At 51.3% G+C, this 19,904-nt stretch carries 17 protein-coding genes and 2 pseudogenes; 13 read left to right on the forward strand and 6 right to left on the reverse strand.

The features are described 5' to 3' along the window. Nucleotides 1–211 precede the first annotated feature (211 nt). From JMJ16_RS13260 to JMJ16_RS54185, 3 genes and pseudogenes are all read left to right on the forward strand, one after another. Nucleotides 212–1,177, forward strand: a complete 966-nt coding sequence (locus tag JMJ16_RS13260) for a 3-oxoacyl-ACP synthase III family protein (RefSeq protein ID WP_236601452.1) — start codon at nt 212–214, stop codon at nt 1,175–1,177. A gap of 115 nt (nt 1,178–1,292) precedes the next feature. After that, on the forward strand, nt 1,293–1,820 hold the full coding sequence (locus JMJ16_RS13265) for a YceI family protein (RefSeq protein WP_201381912.1): 528 nt from the start codon (nt 1,293–1,295) through the stop codon (nt 1,818–1,820). A gap of 114 nt (nt 1,821–1,934) precedes the next feature. Further along, nucleotides 1,935–2,096, forward strand: a pseudogene (locus JMJ16_RS54185) (IS6 family transposase); the annotation flags it as partial. 266 nt (nt 2,097–2,362) lie between these two features. Here the strand turns inward: JMJ16_RS54185 and JMJ16_RS13270 are convergent. Further along, nucleotides 2,363–3,487 carry an IS110 family transposase gene (locus JMJ16_RS13270; RefSeq protein ID WP_236601453.1) on the reverse strand — a complete coding sequence of 375 codons (1,125 nt, stop codon included), beginning with the start codon at nt 3,485–3,487 and terminating at the stop codon, nt 2,363–2,365. A gap of 309 nt (nt 3,488–3,796) precedes the next feature. Here JMJ16_RS13270 and JMJ16_RS13275 point away from each other — a divergent pair. From JMJ16_RS13275 to JMJ16_RS13285, 3 genes and pseudogenes are all read left to right on the forward strand, one after another. Beyond that, a pseudogene (locus JMJ16_RS13275) lies at nt 3,797–4,351 on the forward strand (IS6 family transposase); the annotation flags it as partial. A gap of 308 nt (nt 4,352–4,659) precedes the next feature. After that, a complete protein-coding gene (locus tag JMJ16_RS13280; protein ID WP_201381914.1) occupies nt 4,660–4,917 on the forward strand; it encodes a transcriptional regulator in 258 nt (85 codons plus the stop codon). 577 nt (nt 4,918–5,494) lie between these two features. Then, nucleotides 5,495–5,671: a hypothetical protein gene (locus tag JMJ16_RS13285; protein WP_201381916.1), complete on the forward strand. Its 177-nt coding sequence runs from the start codon at nt 5,495–5,497 to the stop codon at nt 5,669–5,671. Nucleotides 5,672–5,766: 95 nt separating this feature from the next. Here the strand turns inward: JMJ16_RS13285 and JMJ16_RS13290 are convergent, their stop codons facing one another. From JMJ16_RS13290 to JMJ16_RS13300, 3 genes are all read right to left on the reverse strand, one after another. Further along, nucleotides 5,767–8,517: a peptidase domain-containing ABC transporter gene (locus JMJ16_RS13290; RefSeq protein ID WP_201381925.1), complete on the reverse strand. Its 2,751-nt coding sequence runs from the start codon at nt 8,515–8,517 to the stop codon at nt 5,767–5,769. 122 nt (nt 8,518–8,639) lie between these two features. After that, nucleotides 8,640–9,206, reverse strand: coding sequence for a hypothetical protein (locus tag JMJ16_RS13295; RefSeq protein ID WP_201381927.1), 567 nt, complete (start codon nt 9,204–9,206; stop codon nt 8,640–8,642). A gap of 185 nt (nt 9,207–9,391) precedes the next feature. Beyond that, nucleotides 9,392–9,640: a bacteriocin gene (locus JMJ16_RS13300; protein WP_201381929.1), complete on the reverse strand. Its 249-nt coding sequence runs from the start codon at nt 9,638–9,640 to the stop codon at nt 9,392–9,394. A gap of 989 nt (nt 9,641–10,629) precedes the next feature. Here JMJ16_RS13300 and JMJ16_RS13305 point away from each other — a divergent pair. Then, nucleotides 10,630–12,090: a hypothetical protein gene (locus JMJ16_RS13305; RefSeq protein ID WP_201381931.1), complete on the forward strand. Its 1,461-nt coding sequence runs from the start codon at nt 10,630–10,632 to the stop codon at nt 12,088–12,090. A gap of 369 nt (nt 12,091–12,459) precedes the next feature. On the opposite strand, the gene pheA is transcribed toward JMJ16_RS13305, so the two are convergent. Further along, nucleotides 12,460–13,350: a prephenate dehydratase gene (pheA, locus tag JMJ16_RS13310; protein ID WP_236601454.1), complete on the reverse strand. Its 891-nt coding sequence runs from the start codon at nt 13,348–13,350 to the stop codon at nt 12,460–12,462. Between the two features lie 434 nt (nt 13,351–13,784). Here pheA and JMJ16_RS54190 point away from each other — a divergent pair, with 434 nt between their 5' ends. The 3 genes from JMJ16_RS54190 to JMJ16_RS13320 all read left to right on the forward strand — a co-directional run bounded on the left by JMJ16_RS54190 (nt 13,785) and on the right by JMJ16_RS13320 (nt 16,176). Next, a complete protein-coding gene (locus JMJ16_RS54190) occupies nt 13,785–14,246 on the forward strand; it encodes an IS630 transposase-related protein (protein WP_236601455.1) in 462 nt (153 codons plus the stop codon). Beyond that, nucleotides 14,135–14,767 carry an IS630 family transposase gene (locus tag JMJ16_RS54195; RefSeq protein ID WP_374228957.1) on the forward strand — a complete coding sequence of 211 codons (633 nt, stop codon included), beginning with the start codon at nt 14,135–14,137 and terminating at the stop codon, nt 14,765–14,767. The genes JMJ16_RS54190 and JMJ16_RS54195 overlap by 112 nt, the downstream gene beginning before the upstream one ends. 86 nt (nt 14,768–14,853) lie before the next feature. Beyond that, nucleotides 14,854–16,176: an IS701 family transposase gene (locus JMJ16_RS13320; protein WP_201381933.1), complete on the forward strand. Its 1,323-nt coding sequence runs from the start codon at nt 14,854–14,856 to the stop codon at nt 16,174–16,176. A 17-nt stretch (nt 16,177–16,193) separates the two neighbouring features. On the opposite strand, the gene JMJ16_RS13325 is transcribed toward JMJ16_RS13320, so the two are convergent. Then, a complete protein-coding gene (locus tag JMJ16_RS13325) occupies nt 16,194–16,832 on the reverse strand; it encodes a hypothetical protein (RefSeq protein WP_201381935.1) in 639 nt (212 codons plus the stop codon). 277 nt (nt 16,833–17,109) lie between these two features. On the opposite strand from JMJ16_RS13325, the gene JMJ16_RS13330 reads away from it, so the two are divergent. The 3 genes from JMJ16_RS13330 to JMJ16_RS13340 all read left to right on the forward strand — a co-directional run bounded on the left by JMJ16_RS13330 (nt 17,110) and on the right by JMJ16_RS13340 (nt 19,845). Further along, nucleotides 17,110–17,820, forward strand: coding sequence for an IS6 family transposase (locus JMJ16_RS13330; protein WP_201382860.1), 711 nt, complete (start codon nt 17,110–17,112; stop codon nt 17,818–17,820). Nucleotides 17,821–18,129: 309 nt separating this feature from the next. After that, nucleotides 18,130–18,516 (forward strand): hypothetical protein, encoded by a 387-nt coding sequence (locus JMJ16_RS13335; protein ID WP_201381937.1) that lies wholly within the window; start codon nt 18,130–18,132, stop codon nt 18,514–18,516. Between the two features lie 816 nt (nt 18,517–19,332). Beyond that, complete coding sequence (locus JMJ16_RS13340) at nt 19,333–19,845, forward strand: hypothetical protein (protein WP_201381938.1); 513 nt, start codon at nt 19,333–19,335, stop codon at nt 19,843–19,845. Nucleotides 19,846–19,904: the final 59 nt, after the last annotated feature.

Genomic DNA, 19,904 nt, shown 5'->3' on the forward strand with positions numbered 1-19,904 from the left:
CGTCTCAGATAGAAAGTACCTGTAGCCGCGAACCCGATTGATCAGGTTCGCGGCCTATTTGAATGGGCCTATTCAACCTGGATCCTTTTGTGTTTATATCAAATATTTAAATAAGCAAATTACAAAGAGAAAAAGAACAAGCATGCAGCAGCTACTGAAACATTTGGTTAGTCAGCCCAAAGCAATGGCTCAGAGCAGGCAAAGGAAAAGCTTGAATCGCATAGGAATCAAAGGGTGCGGCTTTAGCGTTCCGCCGAACATTCGCGTCAATGACGATCCTATTTTTCATCAGGTCATCACAGAAGCAAACGCCCAGGGGATCGCCGAAAAGGACCTCTTTACTGGCATGAAAGAAAGGCGGTACCTGACTCAAGGTGAGCGGCTTGAACCACTGATGGTTGAAGCGTCTCGGTTAGCGTTCCAGCGAGCGCACGTGACTCCAGAAGAGATTGATCGGCTCTACGGATATGCGTCAGTCCCTGAATACTACACACCCAATAGTCTCTATCTGGTACATAAAGGTGCCCAATTGCCCGAACACACTCTGGTTGTGCCAATCAATAACGAATTTAGCACCTTTTTGCTTGGCGTGCTTGAAGCATGCACTGCCATTACAGCGGGTTGGAGCGATCATGCATTGATCGCCTGCGGAACTAACTGGACACAGTATATGGATTACACGCAAGGGCATGCGCTCAGTATTGGCGATGGTGCGGGTGCTGCAGTTGTTGGGCCAGAGGCAGATTTTGAGTTGGTCGACTACGCAACGCAAACGCTGAGTGCTCAATATGGCGCGATGACCATGCAAGCGCGTGATACCCCACGCGCGACATACAAGATCACGGAGGATACAGGCATTTATTCCTTCCAGGTTTCGGCAATGGAAGGGATACCCACGATGGTTCAGAGCTTACTCAACAAACATGGGTTAACGGGGGAGAACATCGCCCTTATTACCCACCAGGCATCGCGAGTTTTGATGGATCACTGGGCAGAGCGTCTTCAGCCCAAACAATATCTGGACACCCTGGAACAGTTTGGGAACCTGACGCTGGCCTCCTATCCTGTCACTCTTGCCTACCATTATTTAAATATCGCGACCGACTACCTGGTGTTCGCGGCGGTAGGCGTGGGCTATCATCAAACGGCACTGCTTTTAAAGCGACACAACCGCTAAACATGTGGCATACCCAGGCTGAAGAGACGAAGTAAGAAGAAGGGGGGCGATCTCTCCTCTCTCACGCACGTATCTACGCTTTGTGGAGTTTGGCCACCTTTGTAGGAGTATCTCTATGTACTGGGACATTGATCCGTATAACACGCTCGTTGAATTTTCCGTGAAGCACCTGATGATTAATGTCGTCAAAGGACGCTTTAATGAGGTACAAGGAACTATTTATCTGGATACCCAACAACCGGAAAATTCTTGGGTCAAGGCATCGGTCAACACGGCCAGTCTCTCAACGGGTATTGAGCAGAGAGATGCACACCTGCGCTCTGCTGATTTCTTTGACGTCGAACATTATCCTACCATTACCTTTGAGAGCACGCGGGTCAGGCGTACTGCCTCCAAAAGCTGCGTTATCACTGGGAATCTGACTATGCGTGGCATGACGCATACTGTTAGTTTTCAAACAGATTTCAATGGCTACGCACGCGATCCCTTTAGCGATGGTTGGAGACTTGGCCTCCTCTCAATTGGTATTATCGACCGGCGCATGTTTGGTATGCAGTTCAACCAGGTCTTGGATATGGGCATCTCCCTTGTTGGCTACGACACGCGCATTGAGCTCTGCATAGAAGCTGTCAAGAAGCCGTAAAGGCCTCAATACAGCTACAGGAGTGGCAATGGACACTATGGATAATCAACAACGGTATTGTCAACTTGACTGGAAGCCTGCTTGAAAGCTGGGCAATATGATACAATACGCCTTATGAAAAAGAACAGCTCAGCATCTCCTTACAAGGGATACCGCTTTCCACCCACTGTTATCAGTCATTGCGTATGGGTATATTTCCGTTTTTCGCTCAGTTTCCGTGATGTTGAAGCGCTCATGGCAGAGCGTGGGGTTGTGCTCACCTACGAAACCATTCGTCACCGATGTATGAATTTGTCAAGAAAAAAAGCAAAGAGAGATCTTCCCAGCTGCAATCTGATCTTTTCCCCAAAAAACGCGCATGCGACCCTCTGCCATGCTGAATGAAACAAGAAGGAAAACGGTTGTTTGGTCTGTTCTTAACATGGCATCAAACAGGAGATGGCAGTGGCCGATCATTTGGCGCCAGATGAGAGAGGGAGACCAACTCTATCCAGATGACTGGAATGGTGCTGGTTCACCACCTTCAACCTCGGTTGCCAGTCCTAATTGCCGGAGATAATCCTGCAACAGGCGCGCTCGTGTCCCTGGAGCACGATGTTTTCCTGGAGTGATGCCCGTCCGAGAAATCCATGCGAGCAACGGGGCGCGCGTACCGCCTGCCGATCTGCGTGCCGATCTGCTTGTTCATGCGAGAGGATATGCCAGATGGCTACCAGTAATTTGCGCGCGATCGCCACAATCGCTTTCTGCTTGCCAATACGGTGAGCCAACCGTTCAAACTGCTCTTTCCAATGGGAATGGTGCTCCACCGCCATCCAGGCTGCTTCTACTAATGCGACCCGCAGGTCACGGCGTCCTTCCTTAGTAATGCGGCCACCTCGATGCGTCTGACCCGACTCGTGAATACTCGGTGCCAGCCCAGCATAGCTGACTACCTGCCGAGCTGTGGAAAATCGCTGAATATTGCCAATGGCTGCCAGGACTGTCATGGCATTGAGCACCGCAAAACCGGGGAGTTGCAACAGCAATGGCATCCTCTTGATCCAGGGGTTCTGGATACTGAGGGCATGGATCTGTTCATCAGCTTCCTCAATGAGCGTTTGCAAGGTCTGGAGAAGACGTCGATCCTGTTGCATTTGCATGGTTTCGACTGGCGTCAAGGGCAATTGGCTCCACCAGGCCGAGTCGGACACCGTTGTGAGAAAACGTTGATGTTCGGGCTGCTCCAGGTTATGGCGTTGAAGCAATCCATGGAGCCGATTGAAAGCTTGGGTGCGTTGCGCCACGAGCCGTTTGCGATGCGCGAGCAGCGTTCGCATCTCTCGCACATCATGGGGAGGAACCCAGACTGCTGGAACGAGACGGGCGGCGAGGAGTTGAGCCAGCTTGATGGTATCACGAGCATCGGTCTTGATACGAACTGAGGCGAGGAGTTTGACGGTAGACGAGTGGGCAACGGTCACATTGGCTACCAACGGGACCAGGCGATCGTGCATTTCCCACGCGTTGGTGCTTGCTTCCAGAACGACTGCATCCGAGAGAGACAAGTGTTCTGGCGCCCAGGCCCAGAATGCCGCGAAGCCAAAGCGGCGTGGAGTTAACATGATCTGCTGGCTCGCGTCGACAGCCCCAACAACCAGGTAGATGCGGTGAAGATCCAGGGCCACAAAACGCGTCACCCCGGCGAATCAGAACGAGTGTGCATGCAAAAATCCTTTCCTGTGCATGAGAAACCATACCAACAAAATCAGGATGAGGCACGTGTTCATGGGCAAGAGGTGATCATTCACCGATACGAGCTCTGGAGTCTTCTCCAGTCTCAGTTGAGAGATCCGGGTGGGCAACCAAACAGTGGTACGAGCTCCTACGTCTCATGACGAACTTCGGTTGGCCCAAACACCACATTCCCCTGAGGCGTTCCCACCTTCTCTACGGGAGTAGGATACCATCCACGTGCCTTCATCACAACATTCTAACAGTGGTGTCTCACATTCGGCCAAATGTACGCCAATGAGTTGAAGCATCGACGCTCGAGACCGGGAGACAAGTGGTATCTGGATGAGGTGTTTTTGACGATCAATGGCAAGCGAAGCTATTTGTGGCGCGCGGTGGATCAGCATGGCAACGTGCTCGATATTTTGGTGCAGTCTCAACGCGATACAAAGGCCGCCAAAAAGTTCTTCCGCAAGCTTCTCAAAGGGCTGGAGTACGTGCCTCGTGTGATCATTACTGACAAGCTTGCGAGTTACGCCGCTGCCAAGAGGGAAATTCTGTCCAGTATCGAACACCGACAGCACAAAGGCTTGAACAATCGAGCGGAAAATTCCCACCAACCCACTCGACAACGAGAGCGGACGATGCGACGGTTCACATCTCCTGGCCATGCGCAACGATTTCTCTCGGCCTTTGGACCAATCTCTGACCATTTTCGACCAAGAAGACATCGACTCTGTGCTTCAGATTATCGTACCCTCATGCAGGAGCGCTTTGAGACTTGGAACGATATCACCGCTAGAGACAGGGTTGTATAGCAAGCCCATTTCTCCAGTTTCTTCCCTGCCATTGCTCTCCCAACAAGCTTTTCCTCAGAACGACGCTCTTCCCCATACAATAACTTGACAACACCTTCATCTGGATGTCTTGAAGAGCCCACACTAGGGGAAGAAAGGGAGGTGAGCCATGTTTGTGTTGAGTCGACGGCAGCTCCGGGTCATGATGCGTTTTCTGCAGGCACTGGCGGGGCAGGGTGTGGTGTTGGTGGTGCGCCAGGTGATGAGGTGTGAGACGAGATGAGGTACAATAGAGACGTATTTTGGGAGAAGGAAGGTATGCAGGATTCATGCGGTTAACGAAGACAGAAGAGGGGGTGATGGTCCATTCGATCTTGCCATGGGAGGAGGAGCAGCTGGCGGCACTGGCGGCGCAAGGAAAAGAGAGAGGGGAAGCGATCTGGGTGCCACTCTTGAGCATGGGAAAGCAGATGCGGGTCCTGGGCAAGATTCACAGCCAATCGCGCATGATTCAGTTGGGGCCAGGTGTGGAGATTGTGGATCGGCAAGTCGTGGTGTTGGGTCCGATGGAGTCGACCAGGCGGTAAGTAGAGGAGATGCGATGAGCGGGAGTTCGCGGGAGGTATTGATGCGGCCGCGTGAGTGGCCGTGAGTGGCTAAGAGGGGTGAGCATGTCCTTGAGGGTGAGGGGATATTTGGAGGAGCAGTCGCGCCACTTCCCGTCCTCAAATCTTTTGGCCCGCTTATTGAAAGCGATAGGAAGGGATGGAGGACTTCTACCTGGGACAAACAGGTGCAGGAAATGCTTGCCCATGCTCATCAAAGCAGTGACGTTAATGCTCAGCAAGAGGCAAAAAAATTGCAGAACGTCTACTTGCTCAAGGGTATCAGACTATCTCGTTTTTACAATGTAAGAGCATGTTTGGGAAGGTGAGTTCTACTGTTATGTAGGCATAAGTCTATCAGAGAGATGGTTGGGTGTGCAAACTCGAAGCCCTGTTCGTCGTGAAGCTTTGTAGCGGCAAAAGAAAAAAACGCTACAAAGCTTTTTTCGCATCTCTTCAAATTCGCCTTCTCCGGATCCGGGGAATGATGATACATGTGAGAGTCGGGTTATACTCATCCCATTTCATTAATGGAGGTAGGTGTAGAGAACCTCACGACGTGGAAGAAATACTGGGTGACATCTATGAGTTGTTGGAGAAAAAAGGGAATAGCGGTCGCAATCTCACCGAGTCTGTCATCAAGGAGGAAGAGGCAGAAGCTCCGCCGAAAGGGCTGGCTGCTCTTCTGCAAAATAAGCATTTCACGGGAAAACTGTATACTGAAAAGCCCTGGTAAGAGCCACCGCTGACCCGACTCTCCACATGGGGACGAAACCAGGCCAGCGTTGGTTCTTATGGCCGTTGACGAAGGAAATCTGCTTTGAAACCATGCTACGCCGCTTCGATCTCACCGCTTTCAATCTGGCTCTGGATCAGTTGGGCATAGTAGCCTCCATGACGCAGGAGCCTTTCATGAGACCCTTGCTCCACGATACGCCCTTGATCCAGCACCAGGATCAGATCCGCGTTGCGGATGGTGCTTAAGCGGTGCGCAATGACGACCTGTGTACAGGAGAAGCGCGAGAGATTCTGTTCTACCGCGTGCTCGGTCGTGACATCGAGCGCGCTTGTTGCCTCATCTAATAAAAGGACGGCTGGCTGGTGAGCCAGGGCACGAGCCAGGGCCAGTCGCTGGCGCTGCCCACCGGAAAAAGAACTTCCTCCCTCAGACAGTAACGTCTCATACCCCATGGGCATCTTCTCGATATCCTCATGGATGGCTGCCAATTGTGCTGCTCTCATCACCTGTGCCATGTCCATCTCTGGATGATTGAGCGCGATGTTTTCGCGTACGGAGCCGCTAAAGATGAACGATTCTTGCAGAACGACTCCAAACTGACTGCGAACCTCGCGATAGTTCAACTCTTGTAGTGGTATTCCATCAAACGCGATCGTCCCTTGCGTTGGCGTGAGCAGCCCAATCAATAATTTCCCCAATGTGCTTTTGCCTGAGCCTGTTCTCCCAACCAGCGCAACCCGCTGTCCAGGAGCAATATTCACCGTAATATCGTTCAAAATCAGCGGCGTGTGTGGTGCATACTGGAAACGCACATTGCGAACCTCGATACGACCAGTCAGTGTTGGCGGTGTACGCACCTGCTGCGGATCTTGCTCAGGTTCGGCCTCAAGCACATCGGCGATGCGCTCGAAGTGGGCGCCAGCAATCTGCAATTTCTGTCCACTCGATGCCAGCGAACTGAGCGGCATCAGGAAGAGGTTTGCCAGCGTATTAAGCGCGAACATCGTGCCAAGAGGCATCGCGCCATTGATGACTTGCAGCGTTCCAATCCAGAGCAAGAGCGTGGGGGAAAGATTGTAAAGCAATTCGAAGACTACCCCAATCAACGAGACAAGATAATTGCGGCGAATGGAGATATTCATCTGCTCAAAGTACAAATTCGTCCAGCGGTCGAATGCGCGCTCTTCAGCGCCAGCAGCCTTGAGGGTAGCGATGCCAGCCAGAGTTTCATTCAAGTAGCCCTGAGCTTTCCCCTGGGCCATGAGCTCGCGTTGCATAAGCCTACGCACAGATGGAGCAGTGAGCAGCAGCAAGCCAATCTGAAACGCGCCAATGAGTACGGTCACACCCGCAATCAGTTTGGATAACCAGATCAAGGCTATCAGAGAAAGAAGCACGCTGCTGCTATCGAGCACTGTCGAGATCAATTGGCTGGAGAGAAGATCGCGGATCGCAGCGTTACTGCTCATACGGGAAAGCAAATCACCACTTAAGCGAAGCTGGAAAAAGCGGTATGGCAAACTGAGCAAATGGGTAAAGAAGTGCTGCGTCATGTGCACATCAATGCGCGTTTGCAGATAAATAATCAACGTGGCACGCAAAAGCTTCGTGACCCCTTGCGCGAAAATCAACAGGAGCATTCCAACGCCAAGCAGCATGAGAAGATCTCGATTCGCGGATGGAATGATCGTATCGACCGCCACTGCTGTCAGAAGGGGGGCGCAAAGACCAAGCAACTGCAACAGCAGCGACGCACCGATGATTTGGACGAGAATGCCGCGGAGAGACAACATGGAACGTGCATACGTCCCCAGAGAGAACGAACGCTGGGAAGATTGCCGCGTAAACTGAGGTCCTGGCTCGACCATAAGGACGACGCCAGTGAAGCCTTCTTCAAACTCGGCGTGGGTGATGCGTCGACGCCCAACGGCCGGATCAACAAGGTCAACATACCTCTTCGACCAGCGTTCAACAACCACAAAATGATTAAACTCCCAGTGAATGATAGCCGGAAGTGAGACAAAACGGAAATCCTCGACCTTTAACGAGACCGCGCGCACCTTGCATCCATACTGGCGCGCGGATTTCGCAATGGCACGCGCGGACAAGCCATCCCGACCGACTCCACATCGCTCCTGCACATCCGAAACACGTGTGGCGCACCCATAGTAGGTGAGAATCATCGCCAGGCAAGCCGCTCCACATTCAACCGCGGTCATCTGTCGCATTGCAGGAACACGACGGAGGCGCTTCAGACGGCGAGGACGAGCAGGTTCCTGGGTGCGCGCCTTTTCCGTTGCTTGTCGCGGTTGCTGGCGCTCCTGCGAGGATTGCACAGAGGGAACGGGTCGACCTTGAGAGGAACTGGCGACGTCGACACGCTGTCTATTCCTCGACGGCACGGCCTCTTTCTGTCGGCTGGGTAGCGACAGTATGGCCGGATGCGTCGTACTGTGCTTAGCAGTCTGCGGGCTGGGTGAAACTGATCTCGAGACGCCTGTGCTTCTGTGATGGCTGGGTAAGGCAAGCAAGCGCGGTCCCGAAGGTGTCTGCACTTCTTCAGTTGAGAATAAGCGCGAGGGATCAATCACCATGGTTTTAATAGATGCCACGGGTCGTGCGGACTCTACTACGAGTTCTTTGAGCGCTCTCATGGGATGGGTAGGAGTTTCAGCGCTTGTGGGTATCGGAGCAACTGGCGCAGACGGCAAACACCCACTCTCCCCCTGTTCATGACTGGGCAGTGATAATCGAGGCTGCACAGCTTTCTGCCTCTTGCTTGTCTGATGGGCATCATAAATGGCCCGAGCGGTCTCATATCCCTTTGGTGTGTGTTCTTCCATAAGCACAGCATCCCCCTATGAGCATAGTATCCTCCCGGTAATGAAAAAAGGCGCATAGGAAATGGCCTACTCACCCTTGAAGTGGTCGTACAGAGAGAAACAGTTGGTATTGGGTTATCCAACTACGAAACGAGTTGGTTGAGGCCAGGCAACAGGGAAAGCACACTCTGTGATCCCACCTGGACACGAGCTGAAAAGGTACTTCCTGCATAGAGATTGGCTGAGAGCGTAGCATCAAGACGCAGAGCCGCCGTTACAGAAGGCTCAGCAACCATCGACGCGCTCTCACCTTGAAGCTGAAAACGAGTGCGTATATCCAGAGGACTCATCACGTGTGATTCAAGAGACGCAACGACACCGCGTAAAGAAACCGCCTTTGGGCCAACACGTAATTCGACAGTTTGACCGGGATGGATTTGCTTTTGTTGGCTCACTGGCACAAAGAGCACCGCGACGATGATCGCTCCATGTGTGGAGTTTTGTCGCGTCAAAATCCCCTGCCCTCCCACGAAAACTGGGACCTGCGTTCTCCACGCCAGGAGACTGGCTCCCAGGAAACAGAGCAAAAGCAGCCAGGCAAAAATCCACACTGGAGGTGTCGCCAGGCGTAGGATAATGCTCTGTTTTTGCTTCTGAAGATGCCGCTTATAAGCATCTTCACGAAAAATCGAACGATTTGAAGAGGTCATAGAAAACATGGTAAAATGAGCGCCGGTTGGTAAGTGCTTCGAACAACTTACCAACCGGCTGGAGAAACTCTGCTCGCAATGCATTTCCCAGTGACTACGAGCAGAGCCGCATTTGAGAGATCATATGACAGAGCAAATAGAAAACGCCTAGACGTTTTCCCTGCGTTCCATCGATCTTTGCGCTGCTAGAGGCCGAGATCAGTGCCAAGACCAAGGTTCACGCTACCGGCTAGAGTCTGCACGCCAACGTTCACACCACCAGTCGCAAGAGGGAGGCTTGTTGACGTCGCCATCGTCGTGGCATTTGAAGCGGTACCGTTGACTGTATTCAAGACCGAGCCCACGACACCGCCAAACAGACCGGAGCCGCCAGCAACCTGGTCCAGATCCTCATCGGTCAACTCCTGGAACATGGGATTTTTCTCGTCGAACATAAAAACAAATCCTCCTTGACAAACGACTAAAAGACGAGTGATCTGCCATCTCATGAGAGATGGATCACTAGTATCAAGTTCAGGTCGACCAGCCTTCCCATAGCAAGGCATCGTAGCCACTCTGTTCGCATGGAATCGCGACGGGGATATATGGGAAGCGATCTTTCCCAAACGTCCAAGAACGTTCCCATTGCATAGGCGTTCTTGAAACTATGGATAGTATACTACTCTCGAAATAGTCTTTAGCTCACGCCATCTGCAATGTAGCCGGATGGTACCACTTCTCGACGACAAAATACACAAAGGATGAGTTTGTATAATGTAATATACTCATCATTATTAATGTACAGATTTTTTACTGATAGTGTGATAAATATAGGGTGCGTATGTCACTTCTACTGCTTGTGTGGCAAGAAGTCTATCGATCTGCTACAGTTGGGAGAAAAGAGCAAAAGAGGATATGCCTAAACGGTCCCAAACGAGAGTCCCCAAACGCTTCCCCGCTCCGTTCCTCCATTCGTTCTTGATCAGTTCGATCCCCTACGAGAAAAGGCAAAAAAGGCTCTGAAAGAACACCAGGAGCCATTTCTTCTTACTTTTGTCTACCGGGATGCGCTGCTCATTTTACGACACACTGTATGCGTTTTAAAGATTTGGTCCATCTCAAAGCACCAGTTGGAGTTGGTGTTGAGGCTAAATACGTTTTAGATACGTTTAGATCCCTAAACGGTTTATTCGTTTGTAACGTATCTTAAGGGAAGGGAGTTTCCAGGAGATAGAAGCAATATCTTCATTCTCTCAAGATGTATTGCTCGTTTCTTGCACATGCTCCTCGTTTTTGCTTCTAGCGATGATGGGGAAAAGTCATCTCCTTCGCCAACCGCAAGGTTGGCGAAGGAGATAAGCGAGGGATATGTCCTTGACTGAGCACACCCCTGACACCTGCATCGCGAAATTGTCGTCATGAGAATGCAGAAGGAGGGTACACTTTGAGTACTTTGTTACGCCGGTCCATTTCAGGACTGGCAGCATTTGTTCTAGCCCTGCTCAGTGTCTTTGTATTTTCCTCGACACCTGGCGTTTCCGCAAGCGGATTTGTCTTCACGATCTTTGAGCTTTCGAGTACCCCCAGCGTCACCTGTCCTGGTGGTGGGGCAAGTTGTACCAATAATGCGGCTGAACCACAGATTCGGGCAGATATGGCCGGACACTTCTATGCTTCCTCGGAAAATGGACTGGGTGCGGGAACTCAAGCCTGGCGGTCAACTGACAGTGGGCGTCATTATACGGCCCTCGCCTCACCCAACGCCGTGTCGCAGGGGGCGCCCGTTGCGCCCGGCGGTGGTGATACTGATCTCGCCACAGCGCCGGCCAAGAATGGATCAGGCAACTATACTGTCTATGTGGCCAGCTTAAATCTGGCCAACATCGATGTCAGTACATCTATGGATGCGGGCAAGACCTGGAAGCTGAACCCAACCAGCGCGACTGTTCCTGGTGATGACCGCGAATGGATTGCGGCAGATCAAGCCTCGAAGGTCTGCATCTCGTATCATGATGTGGCAACCTTCAACATTGACGTCAATTGCAGCTACGATGCGGGAACGACCTTTACGCAGTTGGGAGAGGCGTTTGACCCCACCCATGCCTTCCTTGCTCAGAACAACGCGATCGGGAATCTGGTGATCGATCCACGCAGTCACATCATCTACCAGACCTTTAGCGGCATCGCGAATGCTGGCGAGGTTGCTTGCAGTCAAGCGGGTTCCTGCGGCTATCATGTGGTGTGGGTGGCCGTTTCTACCGACGGGGGCAAGACCTTCACGGACCACGTGATCTACAATAATCCGGATACCACGGTGAGCTATGGGCACCAGTTTGTGAACATGAGTGTTGACCGTGGGGGAAATGTGTATTCTGTGTACAGCGACAACCACAACGTCTCCTATAGTTTCTCGACGACGCATGCGACGACGTGGTCGGCACCCACCAGGGTCAACTCGGCCCCATCCAATACGGCCATTATGCCTTGGAGCATTGCCAATCAGGCAGGCCATATTGATATTGTCTGGTATGGGACGTCGTATTCTGATGGGACGACCCAACCTGATACCTATCCAATGAGTGCGGCATGGTATGTGTACTTCGCACAGAATCTCAAGGCGACAACCGCTGGCAGTAGTTTCAGCCAGATGCAACCAACGCCAATCATTCACTATGGTGGTGTCTGTGAGGGTGGTATCAGTTGTACAGGGAATCGGGACCTCTACGATGATTTTGGGATAGCGGCGAATCCTCTCACAGGCATGGCCTCGATTGTCTACAGCGATGACCAGTACACTAATGACCCGAACAATCCGCCTCAGACGGGATGCACACCTTCGTCCTCCAATTCATCCACATGTAACCACACCTCTATAGCGACACAGACGTCTGGAACAGGCATCTAACAGCAGGTTTTGCTCATGGAAGCGAGCCTCTCCCAGGTTTGCAAGCCTGGGAGAGGCTCGCTTCAACATCGGCAATCAAACACGTAGTAAGCAGATCCAATCAATTATGTTATATCGCATCGCCATCATGCTGCCCGCCGACCTCGATGACCTGGTCTTTCCATCCCAGTCCGGTGGTTTCGACATCAAGAGCGCACCAATGGTTTGTCTCCACGATGGCGGCAACCCGCCAGAGCACATGATAGCGATCAGCACAGCAGGCATACGTTTGCGCTCTCTGCCCATTTCTTTCCCTTTCTGCTGGAGTTTCAGGGGTATTGTATCAGGATGTGGAATATGAAGGCCAGGATGCTTCATGTCATCGCTCTCTCAGCTTTGCTCCATGGCGGTTTGCGTGAATGAGCCAAGCACCTTGCACGTTGTGGTATACCCCGCCAGATCTGCCAGCGCACGACACATAGCTGGATCATCGCGATGCCCCTCAATATCGAGAAAGAAGATGTATTCCCAGGATCTCTGGCGCGCTGGGCGCGAGCTGAGTTTGAGCAGGTTAATCTGTCTTGCTGCCAGGGCACCCAGGCAGCGAGAGAGTGCACCAGGTTGGTGCATGATGGCCAGAGCGAGCATCGTTTTTGTCGGACCTGGGAGGCGTAACGTTGGTTTGCGACTGAGTGCGATGAAGCGCGTGTAGTTTTCTTTGATGGTTTGAATGCTCTCGGCTAGAACCTCTAACCCATAAAGTTGAGCCGCCGCTACACTGGCAATTGCCGCGACGCCTTGAAGCTGTCCATCGCGAATGGTTTTGGCGCTGCCCGCAGTATTGTAGGTGGCTACTGTTTTCACTCCGAGCTCTCGCAAAAAAACATCACACTGCGCAAGCGCTTGTGGATGGGAGATGACCTGTTGGATCGCTCCTAGTTGCTGGCCTGGCAGGCATAATAAATAATGATTGACCGGATAGAGAATCTCTCCAATCACATAGATATCATGCTGAACCAGTAAGTCATACACGTCATTGATACTGCCAGCTTGCGAGTTCTCTAGAGGGACGATACCGTAATCCACCTCGCCCGCGCTGACAGCGTGAAAGACATCAGCGAAGCTATGATGGGGCTGAAAGGACGCTTCTTGCTGACCCTCCTGGCGGAAATATGCCTGTGCAGCCTCGTCCCCAAAGGCTCCCCGCTCCCCCTGGAAGGCGACACTACTCATGTTGGCTACGCAACTGGTGCCCAACTGTTTACTGGGAGATGTTACCATTGATTGATTTTCCTCCATGTATTCAGGAGGATTGTGGCAGCTTTTCTCGGGATCTGTCAAGAAGAGTACCTGCTATGTAGTATTTTTGAGTCATTATAAGGTGCGTGAATCTATTTCCTGTAGTCAAGGAAGAGGAGGATCTGACGTGCTGGAGGAGGTGATCGATCTGCGGAGGGATTGGCTGCTGCTGCTGCTGCTGTAGAGGTTGTCCTTTCCCTCTCTCGTATCGACGATCGACTGCGTGGATGGTGGGAGCGCACGTCTCTCCTGCTCGTGTGGTGCTAGGCCGAGACTCCCCTGCCCTATAGTCGTTGGGGAACGTGTATTTGGAACCGGGCGAGGGAGATCGCGCCCACCTATTGTCGCGCCAATGTGCAACCCTTCCAGTCTACAGCGGTACGCATAAGTTTTGAACCGAAGAGTAGGCTAGATACATGAGAGCCTATTCAACAGACCTGAGAGAACGAGTGGTGCGCGCCGTCGAGGAAGGCCGGCCCCGCGAGGAAATCATCCATCTGTTTGGGGTTTCGCGCGCCACCATCAAACGCTACGTGAACCAACAACGAGAAACGGGTGATCTGGCGCCAAAATCGATTCCCGGTCGTCCAGCAGCCAAAGGAGATGCCTTACGAGCGGAGTTATGGAGCCAATTGGAAGCCCACCGGGAGGCGACCCTTCCCGAACACTGCCAGATCTGGGAAGCCACGCATGGTCAGCAAGTCAGTCCTGCGACGATGGGCCGTGCCATCAGGAGCCTGGGCTGGACACGAAAAAAAAGACGTTGGTGGCCTCCGAGCGGGATGAGGAGGCGCGAGCAGCCTGGCGAGTCCAGGCCGGTCAACAACAGCACGACCAATGGGTGTTTGTCGATGAATGCTCCACCCATCTGGCTCTAACCTCCTTGTATGCCCGCGCTCCCAAAGGCGTGCGGGCAGTGGGCAACGTTCCCCGCAACTACGGAACCAATACCACCTTGATCGCTTCGCTGTCTTTACAGGGGATGGGTGAGGCGTTCATACTTGATGGCGCGGAGGATGCCTGTGCCTTTGAGGTGGACATCGAGCAGGTTCTGGCTCCCAGCTTACACGATGGGCAAACGGTCGTCATGGACAATTTGAGCACGCACCAGGGCAGGTATGTTCGTCAGGCAATCGAAGCCAGAGGATGTCGTTTGCTGTACTTGCCATCCTACTCGCCAGATCTCTCGCCCATCGGGCAGGCATTCTCCAAGCTGAAAACCTGCTTACGGCGCAGAGGCGCTCGCACACGGGAAGCTCTGTACCAGGCGATTGCTCAAGCTCTGGAGGTGATCACGGCTCAGGATGCTCGTGGCTGGTTTACGCACTGTGGGTATCTGGCACGTGATGGGGAACCCACCTTTACAGAATCACAGCAGTTTGAGGCTCAAGCCTTTTGATCCTCGCTGTAGCCCTCTTTTGTCAGGGAGGGATAGACTGAAAGGAGAAGGAGAAAAGGTATTGGAGCAGAAAGAGGTGATGGGAGATGACGGTAGCAAGACAAGCAGCCCCCACAGTGGCCTTTATCGACGAGTATTGTACGTGCTATGAGGATGTCTTCCCTGACGTGCGCAGTTTTGAGCATTTCAAATATATCCATCTGGGACTCTTGTCGGAGATCAAGCGCAAGACGTTGCCAGCCATCGCCAAAATCTGTGGAGAGGTTGACGCCCAGGCGCTCCATCATTTTGTCGCCAATGGTCTCTGGGATGTGCAAGAGGTGCGAAGCAGACGACTCCAGTTGTTACGACAGGCTCTTGCTGGCCGATCCTTCGCGCTCTGTATTGATGAGACAGGCGACAAGAAGAAAGGGAAGACAACCGAGTATGCGGCCTCGCAATACATCGGCAACCTGGGCAAAATCGAGAATGGCATCGTCTCGGTCAATGCCTATGGGGTCCTCGATCAGATAACCTTTCCGTTGCTCTTTCGCGTGTTCAAACCTGACAAGCGCCTCAAGGGAGAGGACCAGTACAAGACCAAACCGGAGTTGGCGGTCGAGATCATCGAGGAACTGCAAGCCTGGGGCTTTCAGTTTGACGTCGTGTTGGCAGACAGCTTGTATGGCGAGAGTACCCAGTTTGTGCGGGAACTGGAAAAGCGACATCTCACCTACGTCCTGGCCATTCGCGACAATCACGGCATGTGGCTCCCGCCTGGTCAGCGCATCCGTTACACCACCTGGCTTCCCTTCGAGCGGACCTTTTCCAACGGGAAGTCGCAAACCCGCTTCATCCGCGAGGTGATCTATGGCCAACGCTTGAGCGTCCGTTTCTATCTGCTCACGACCGATCCCAAGACGATGCCGACGCAAAGCACGTCGTATGTGATGACCAATCTGCAAGGGAACCTGCGAAAAACGCTTGGCGACACCTACGGGTTGCGGACCTGGATTGAGTATGGCTTCAAACAGGCGAAGAATGAACTGGGCTGGGCTGATTACCGGGTCACCGATTACACCTCGATCGAGCGCTGGTGGGAGCTCGTGTGCTGCGCCTACCTGCTGGTGAGCCTCTACAGTCCCGTTTTCCACCACCAAACGTGTGAGTGGCTCGAGCCGCTTCCTCAAGCCAGTGCCCAAGCGCCTGCTCCAGAGGCTGCATCTGACCGCTTCTCTGGGCATGTGTGGTGGGATTCGAGGCAGGGATGGAAGAACCTGCTCAACAACCTGCGGCTCATTCTCCAGCCTTATGTGTTCTACTCTCTCATTTCCCCCTGGCTGATGGTCTTTGATATCCCTGATCTCCACTCCGGCTTTGCCGCACTCGTTTCCATCATGAACGATTTTCACGCCTCCCTCCCTTTCTGACAGAAGAGGGGTAGGGATCAGTAGGTTGAAATATGTAAGCTGAGAATGTGCTGGACCTGCTTATCCATTTGCAGCCTGAGTTGTTGCATAAGAAGGCCCGAACTGTTTCCGCTCATGGTTCTCCAGTCGATCCCAGTGTTGATGTGATAGTAATCGAAATATGCGTGAATTGCCTCCCAAAATTGATTTTTATCAACGGGTATGGTTGTAGATTGGACGAAGAGATAGTAATCATGCACAAGTCCATAATACTTGAACCAATCTTCTGACAGCTGGGTTCTAGGGAAATATGCTTCCAGTTCTGCCCGAATTGTCGCTCCCTTGGTCATCCAGTCTCGATAGACACTATTGATGCGATCGCTGCGTTTCTCCTGATCTTTGCTCTCTGCTCCAGCGCCAATGAGTTCTGCTTCTGTGAGTGTACTCGTCGTAGCATCCGTGATTTGGTTGACTAACGCCGTTTTAAGTTCAAGTTCCTTTTGGTGGTCCTGCCAACCCCGTGTGAGAGATGGAATGAGATAGCTCGAAATGATGGCCCCAACCACAAGAAGGAGAAACGAGTGCGAAAGCCAATCATACCAATGAGAACCCTTGGATTCATTTTTTGAAGCTTCCTTGACGCGCTGCGCTTCGGAAGTCTTTTTTTCATCAGCCATCTCTTGGTCCTTTCACATTACTGGTCCATTCTATCTCTACGACTCCTTTTCAAAGAACGCTCATCCCGATGTTTTTTACTCGTAAAAATTGGCCACTGGCTGGTATTGGCGCGGTGGCTGCTGCTGTATGTGTCTGGTATGGCTTTACTATAGTGCAAGAGATCATTCCCTGCTTTCTCTCATGGTATGCAGCAGGCTCAAAGAGGGGTTGTGTTGCAAAAAAGGAAGCTGATCTGCTAGAGTGGAGGGAAAAGCGAAAGAGGTCTCCTTTATGCGTATCCAAAGTCAAAATCCCTTTAAATGGCGTCACTTCCAGTCTGAGATCATTTTGCTCTGTGTTCGCTGGTATGTGCGCTATTCGTTGAGCTATCGAGACCTCGAAGAGATGATGATGGAGCGAGGCTTATACGTTGATCACACGACCATCTACCGCTGGGTTCAGCATTATGCGCCAGAATTGGAGCGGCGATGTCGTCCCTATTTGAAAACCACATCGGATTCCTGGCGGGTTGATGAGACCTACATCAAAGTGAAAAAAGAATGGGTCTATCTGTATCGAGCGGTTGATGCGCAGGGAATGACACTCGACTTCGTACTCAGCCCAACCAGAGACGGAGAAGCCGCCAAGCGTTTCTTTCTGAAAACCCTTGCCGCCCCTCATACTGCTGAACCACGAGTGATCAATGTGGACAAAAACGCAGCCTATCCCAAAGCATTCAACGAGCTCAAAGCAAGAGGACATCTCCCCGAAAGCTGTGAGTTGAGACAAGTCAAATATCTTAACAATCTGGTTGAACAAGACCATCGTTTTATTAAACGCCTAGCCAAGCCCGGGATGGGCTTTTTCTCGTTCGAGACGGCAAGGCGAATCCTTCAAGGGTACGAAACGATGAACATGATCAGGAAAGGACAGTTGCAAGGGGTAGACAAAGGGGATGCAGAAGCCCAAGCAACATTCGTCACTCAATTGTTTGGGGTGGTTGCTTAAACAAAGTAGAAAGGGATATTTCTTACTCATCTTCTTTTCTTTAAATTTCTTGCAACACAACCTCTTGGCTTGCATACATTAACTCCATATAAAATATGCCTGCCTTGCATTGTCAGCTAGGCAAGCATATAAAGTTAGTTTTTATCTCCATTTGAACTTTACGTCTACAATAACATTGGTCTTCTCCTTTCTAGACCTAAGCTACAAGTCTTTACTAAATGCAGGAGTAAAAATATGGTGTGGAATTCGCTCTTTGGTGATGTTAACCTGTATGAGTCAATCTGACAAACACAGAGCGATCAGAGCGTCATGATCACTGTGACGAAGGTCTATGCCGATCAGGGGCGTACAGTCATTGCCTATGACATCGCTTCAGCGCAGGCAAACAGAAGTTTTCTTCTAGGTTCGTATGATTTAAAGAGCCCAACATCACAGAAGCAGGAGGTGCTTACTGCTACACAATGTGATGCTCCACAGAATGGCGTTACCCACTGTTATATGTTGCAACCAGCTTTTCTGGTTCCGGCGGGGGCAACAACTCTTGCTCTTACCTTGGATATACACCAGCTAGTGGAGACCGGCAAATCGAACGCTGCCCTGGCAGGTCAGTGGCATTTCTCGTTTACTGTGCCCTTTCACCATGAAAACAGACGTGATATTCGTGATCCGATTCAAGGTGTAAAATACGAGAATTAAATGAGGTAATTCTGGTTCATGCGCACTTTGTGTGGAGCAGGCATGCCGGAAAAGGAGTGATATCTGGCGGATGGGCTCCTCTTGAGCATTTTCTATAATTCTCTTTTTGATATGTCAGAGCTTTCCACACAAAGTGCGCATGAACCTAATTCTCGTACCATTAATTGCTACTTGATCGCTTTAAACAGCACTTGATTGAAAATAAGCAGGCAGCAGCTGTCGCAAAACTCCCTCATTTAATTCTCTTATTCACATGCAAAGAGACCTTTAAAAGCCAAATTAAACTTACCATTTCAAACCTACGTTCTTAACGCTTCAGAAGCGAAACGACACCACAGGAAGGTGTAAAAAGAGGGGCGCGTGTTACTAGACCGCGCCCCAACAATGTCTCACTTCCGTAGAGCATCCTCTTTTGCCCAACAGTTGGGACAGAGAAGGCGTATTTGTGGCTTACTGGCCTGATCTGGCTTACGCACAAAAGGCTTACACTGCGCACGTTTTCTACAGATGTGGCAATAGGTATCAAACAAATCTCTCATGACCTTCTCCATAAGGAAAGCCCTTACAGCAGTTGCTATAAGGGCTGGTTAAGTGACATCAATGATAAAATTAAGAAACTAGAGATAGGAGTCATTACGTGACGAAAAAGAATCTGTCCCCATTTCCCTCTGGCTTGCACAAGGTGCTCTCGTTAGAATAGAACTACAAATTTCTCTTCGTTTGCTTCAGACTTATGAGGCCATTTACACTGTTTCCTCATAAGGCAACTAGGTGTAAGCTAGCGAATACTATTTACTAGAGGGAACTAGAACGTGTATGACAGAAATCTCGTATGAAGTTTTTCCGATCACACTTCGTGAACAGCATGTTGTCCTCCTTCAAGATCAACATGCTTCGCGACTCACTCCCTGGATGATTCCTCACCAGCCACACCTTCATCCTAATACTCAAATCATTCAAGCTCTCACACGCTCCTTGCGTGAAGAATTCCAGCCAGAGAAGAGTGTTGTGCATTCAACCTCGTGGCGCTATGAAGAGGCTGAGGATCACTTATTACTCACCTATCTTGCTATTCTGCCTCAGGGGCAGCTCCTTGATACATGGCTTGAAGCAGCACATATGACACAAGAACCAATAGGAGATCTGCATCTGGCCCAAGGGAATAATTTACATCCCCCTGCACATATCACACATCAGAATGTTCTGGCACATGCACTCGATCATCTAGCGTTACTTATCACCTCGGATCCTGCTATTGAGACTGTGCTAGGAGCAGAATGGCATGCCATTCTGCGTTATCGACGTCCACAGGGTGCGGGGCGCCTCTAAACATCCTATATCTCTTCGATCCATTTCACACTCAGTTTGTTTCCAGATCAAGTAATTTA

The sequence above is a fragment of the Ktedonobacter sp. SOSP1-52 genome (genome assembly GCF_016587395.1).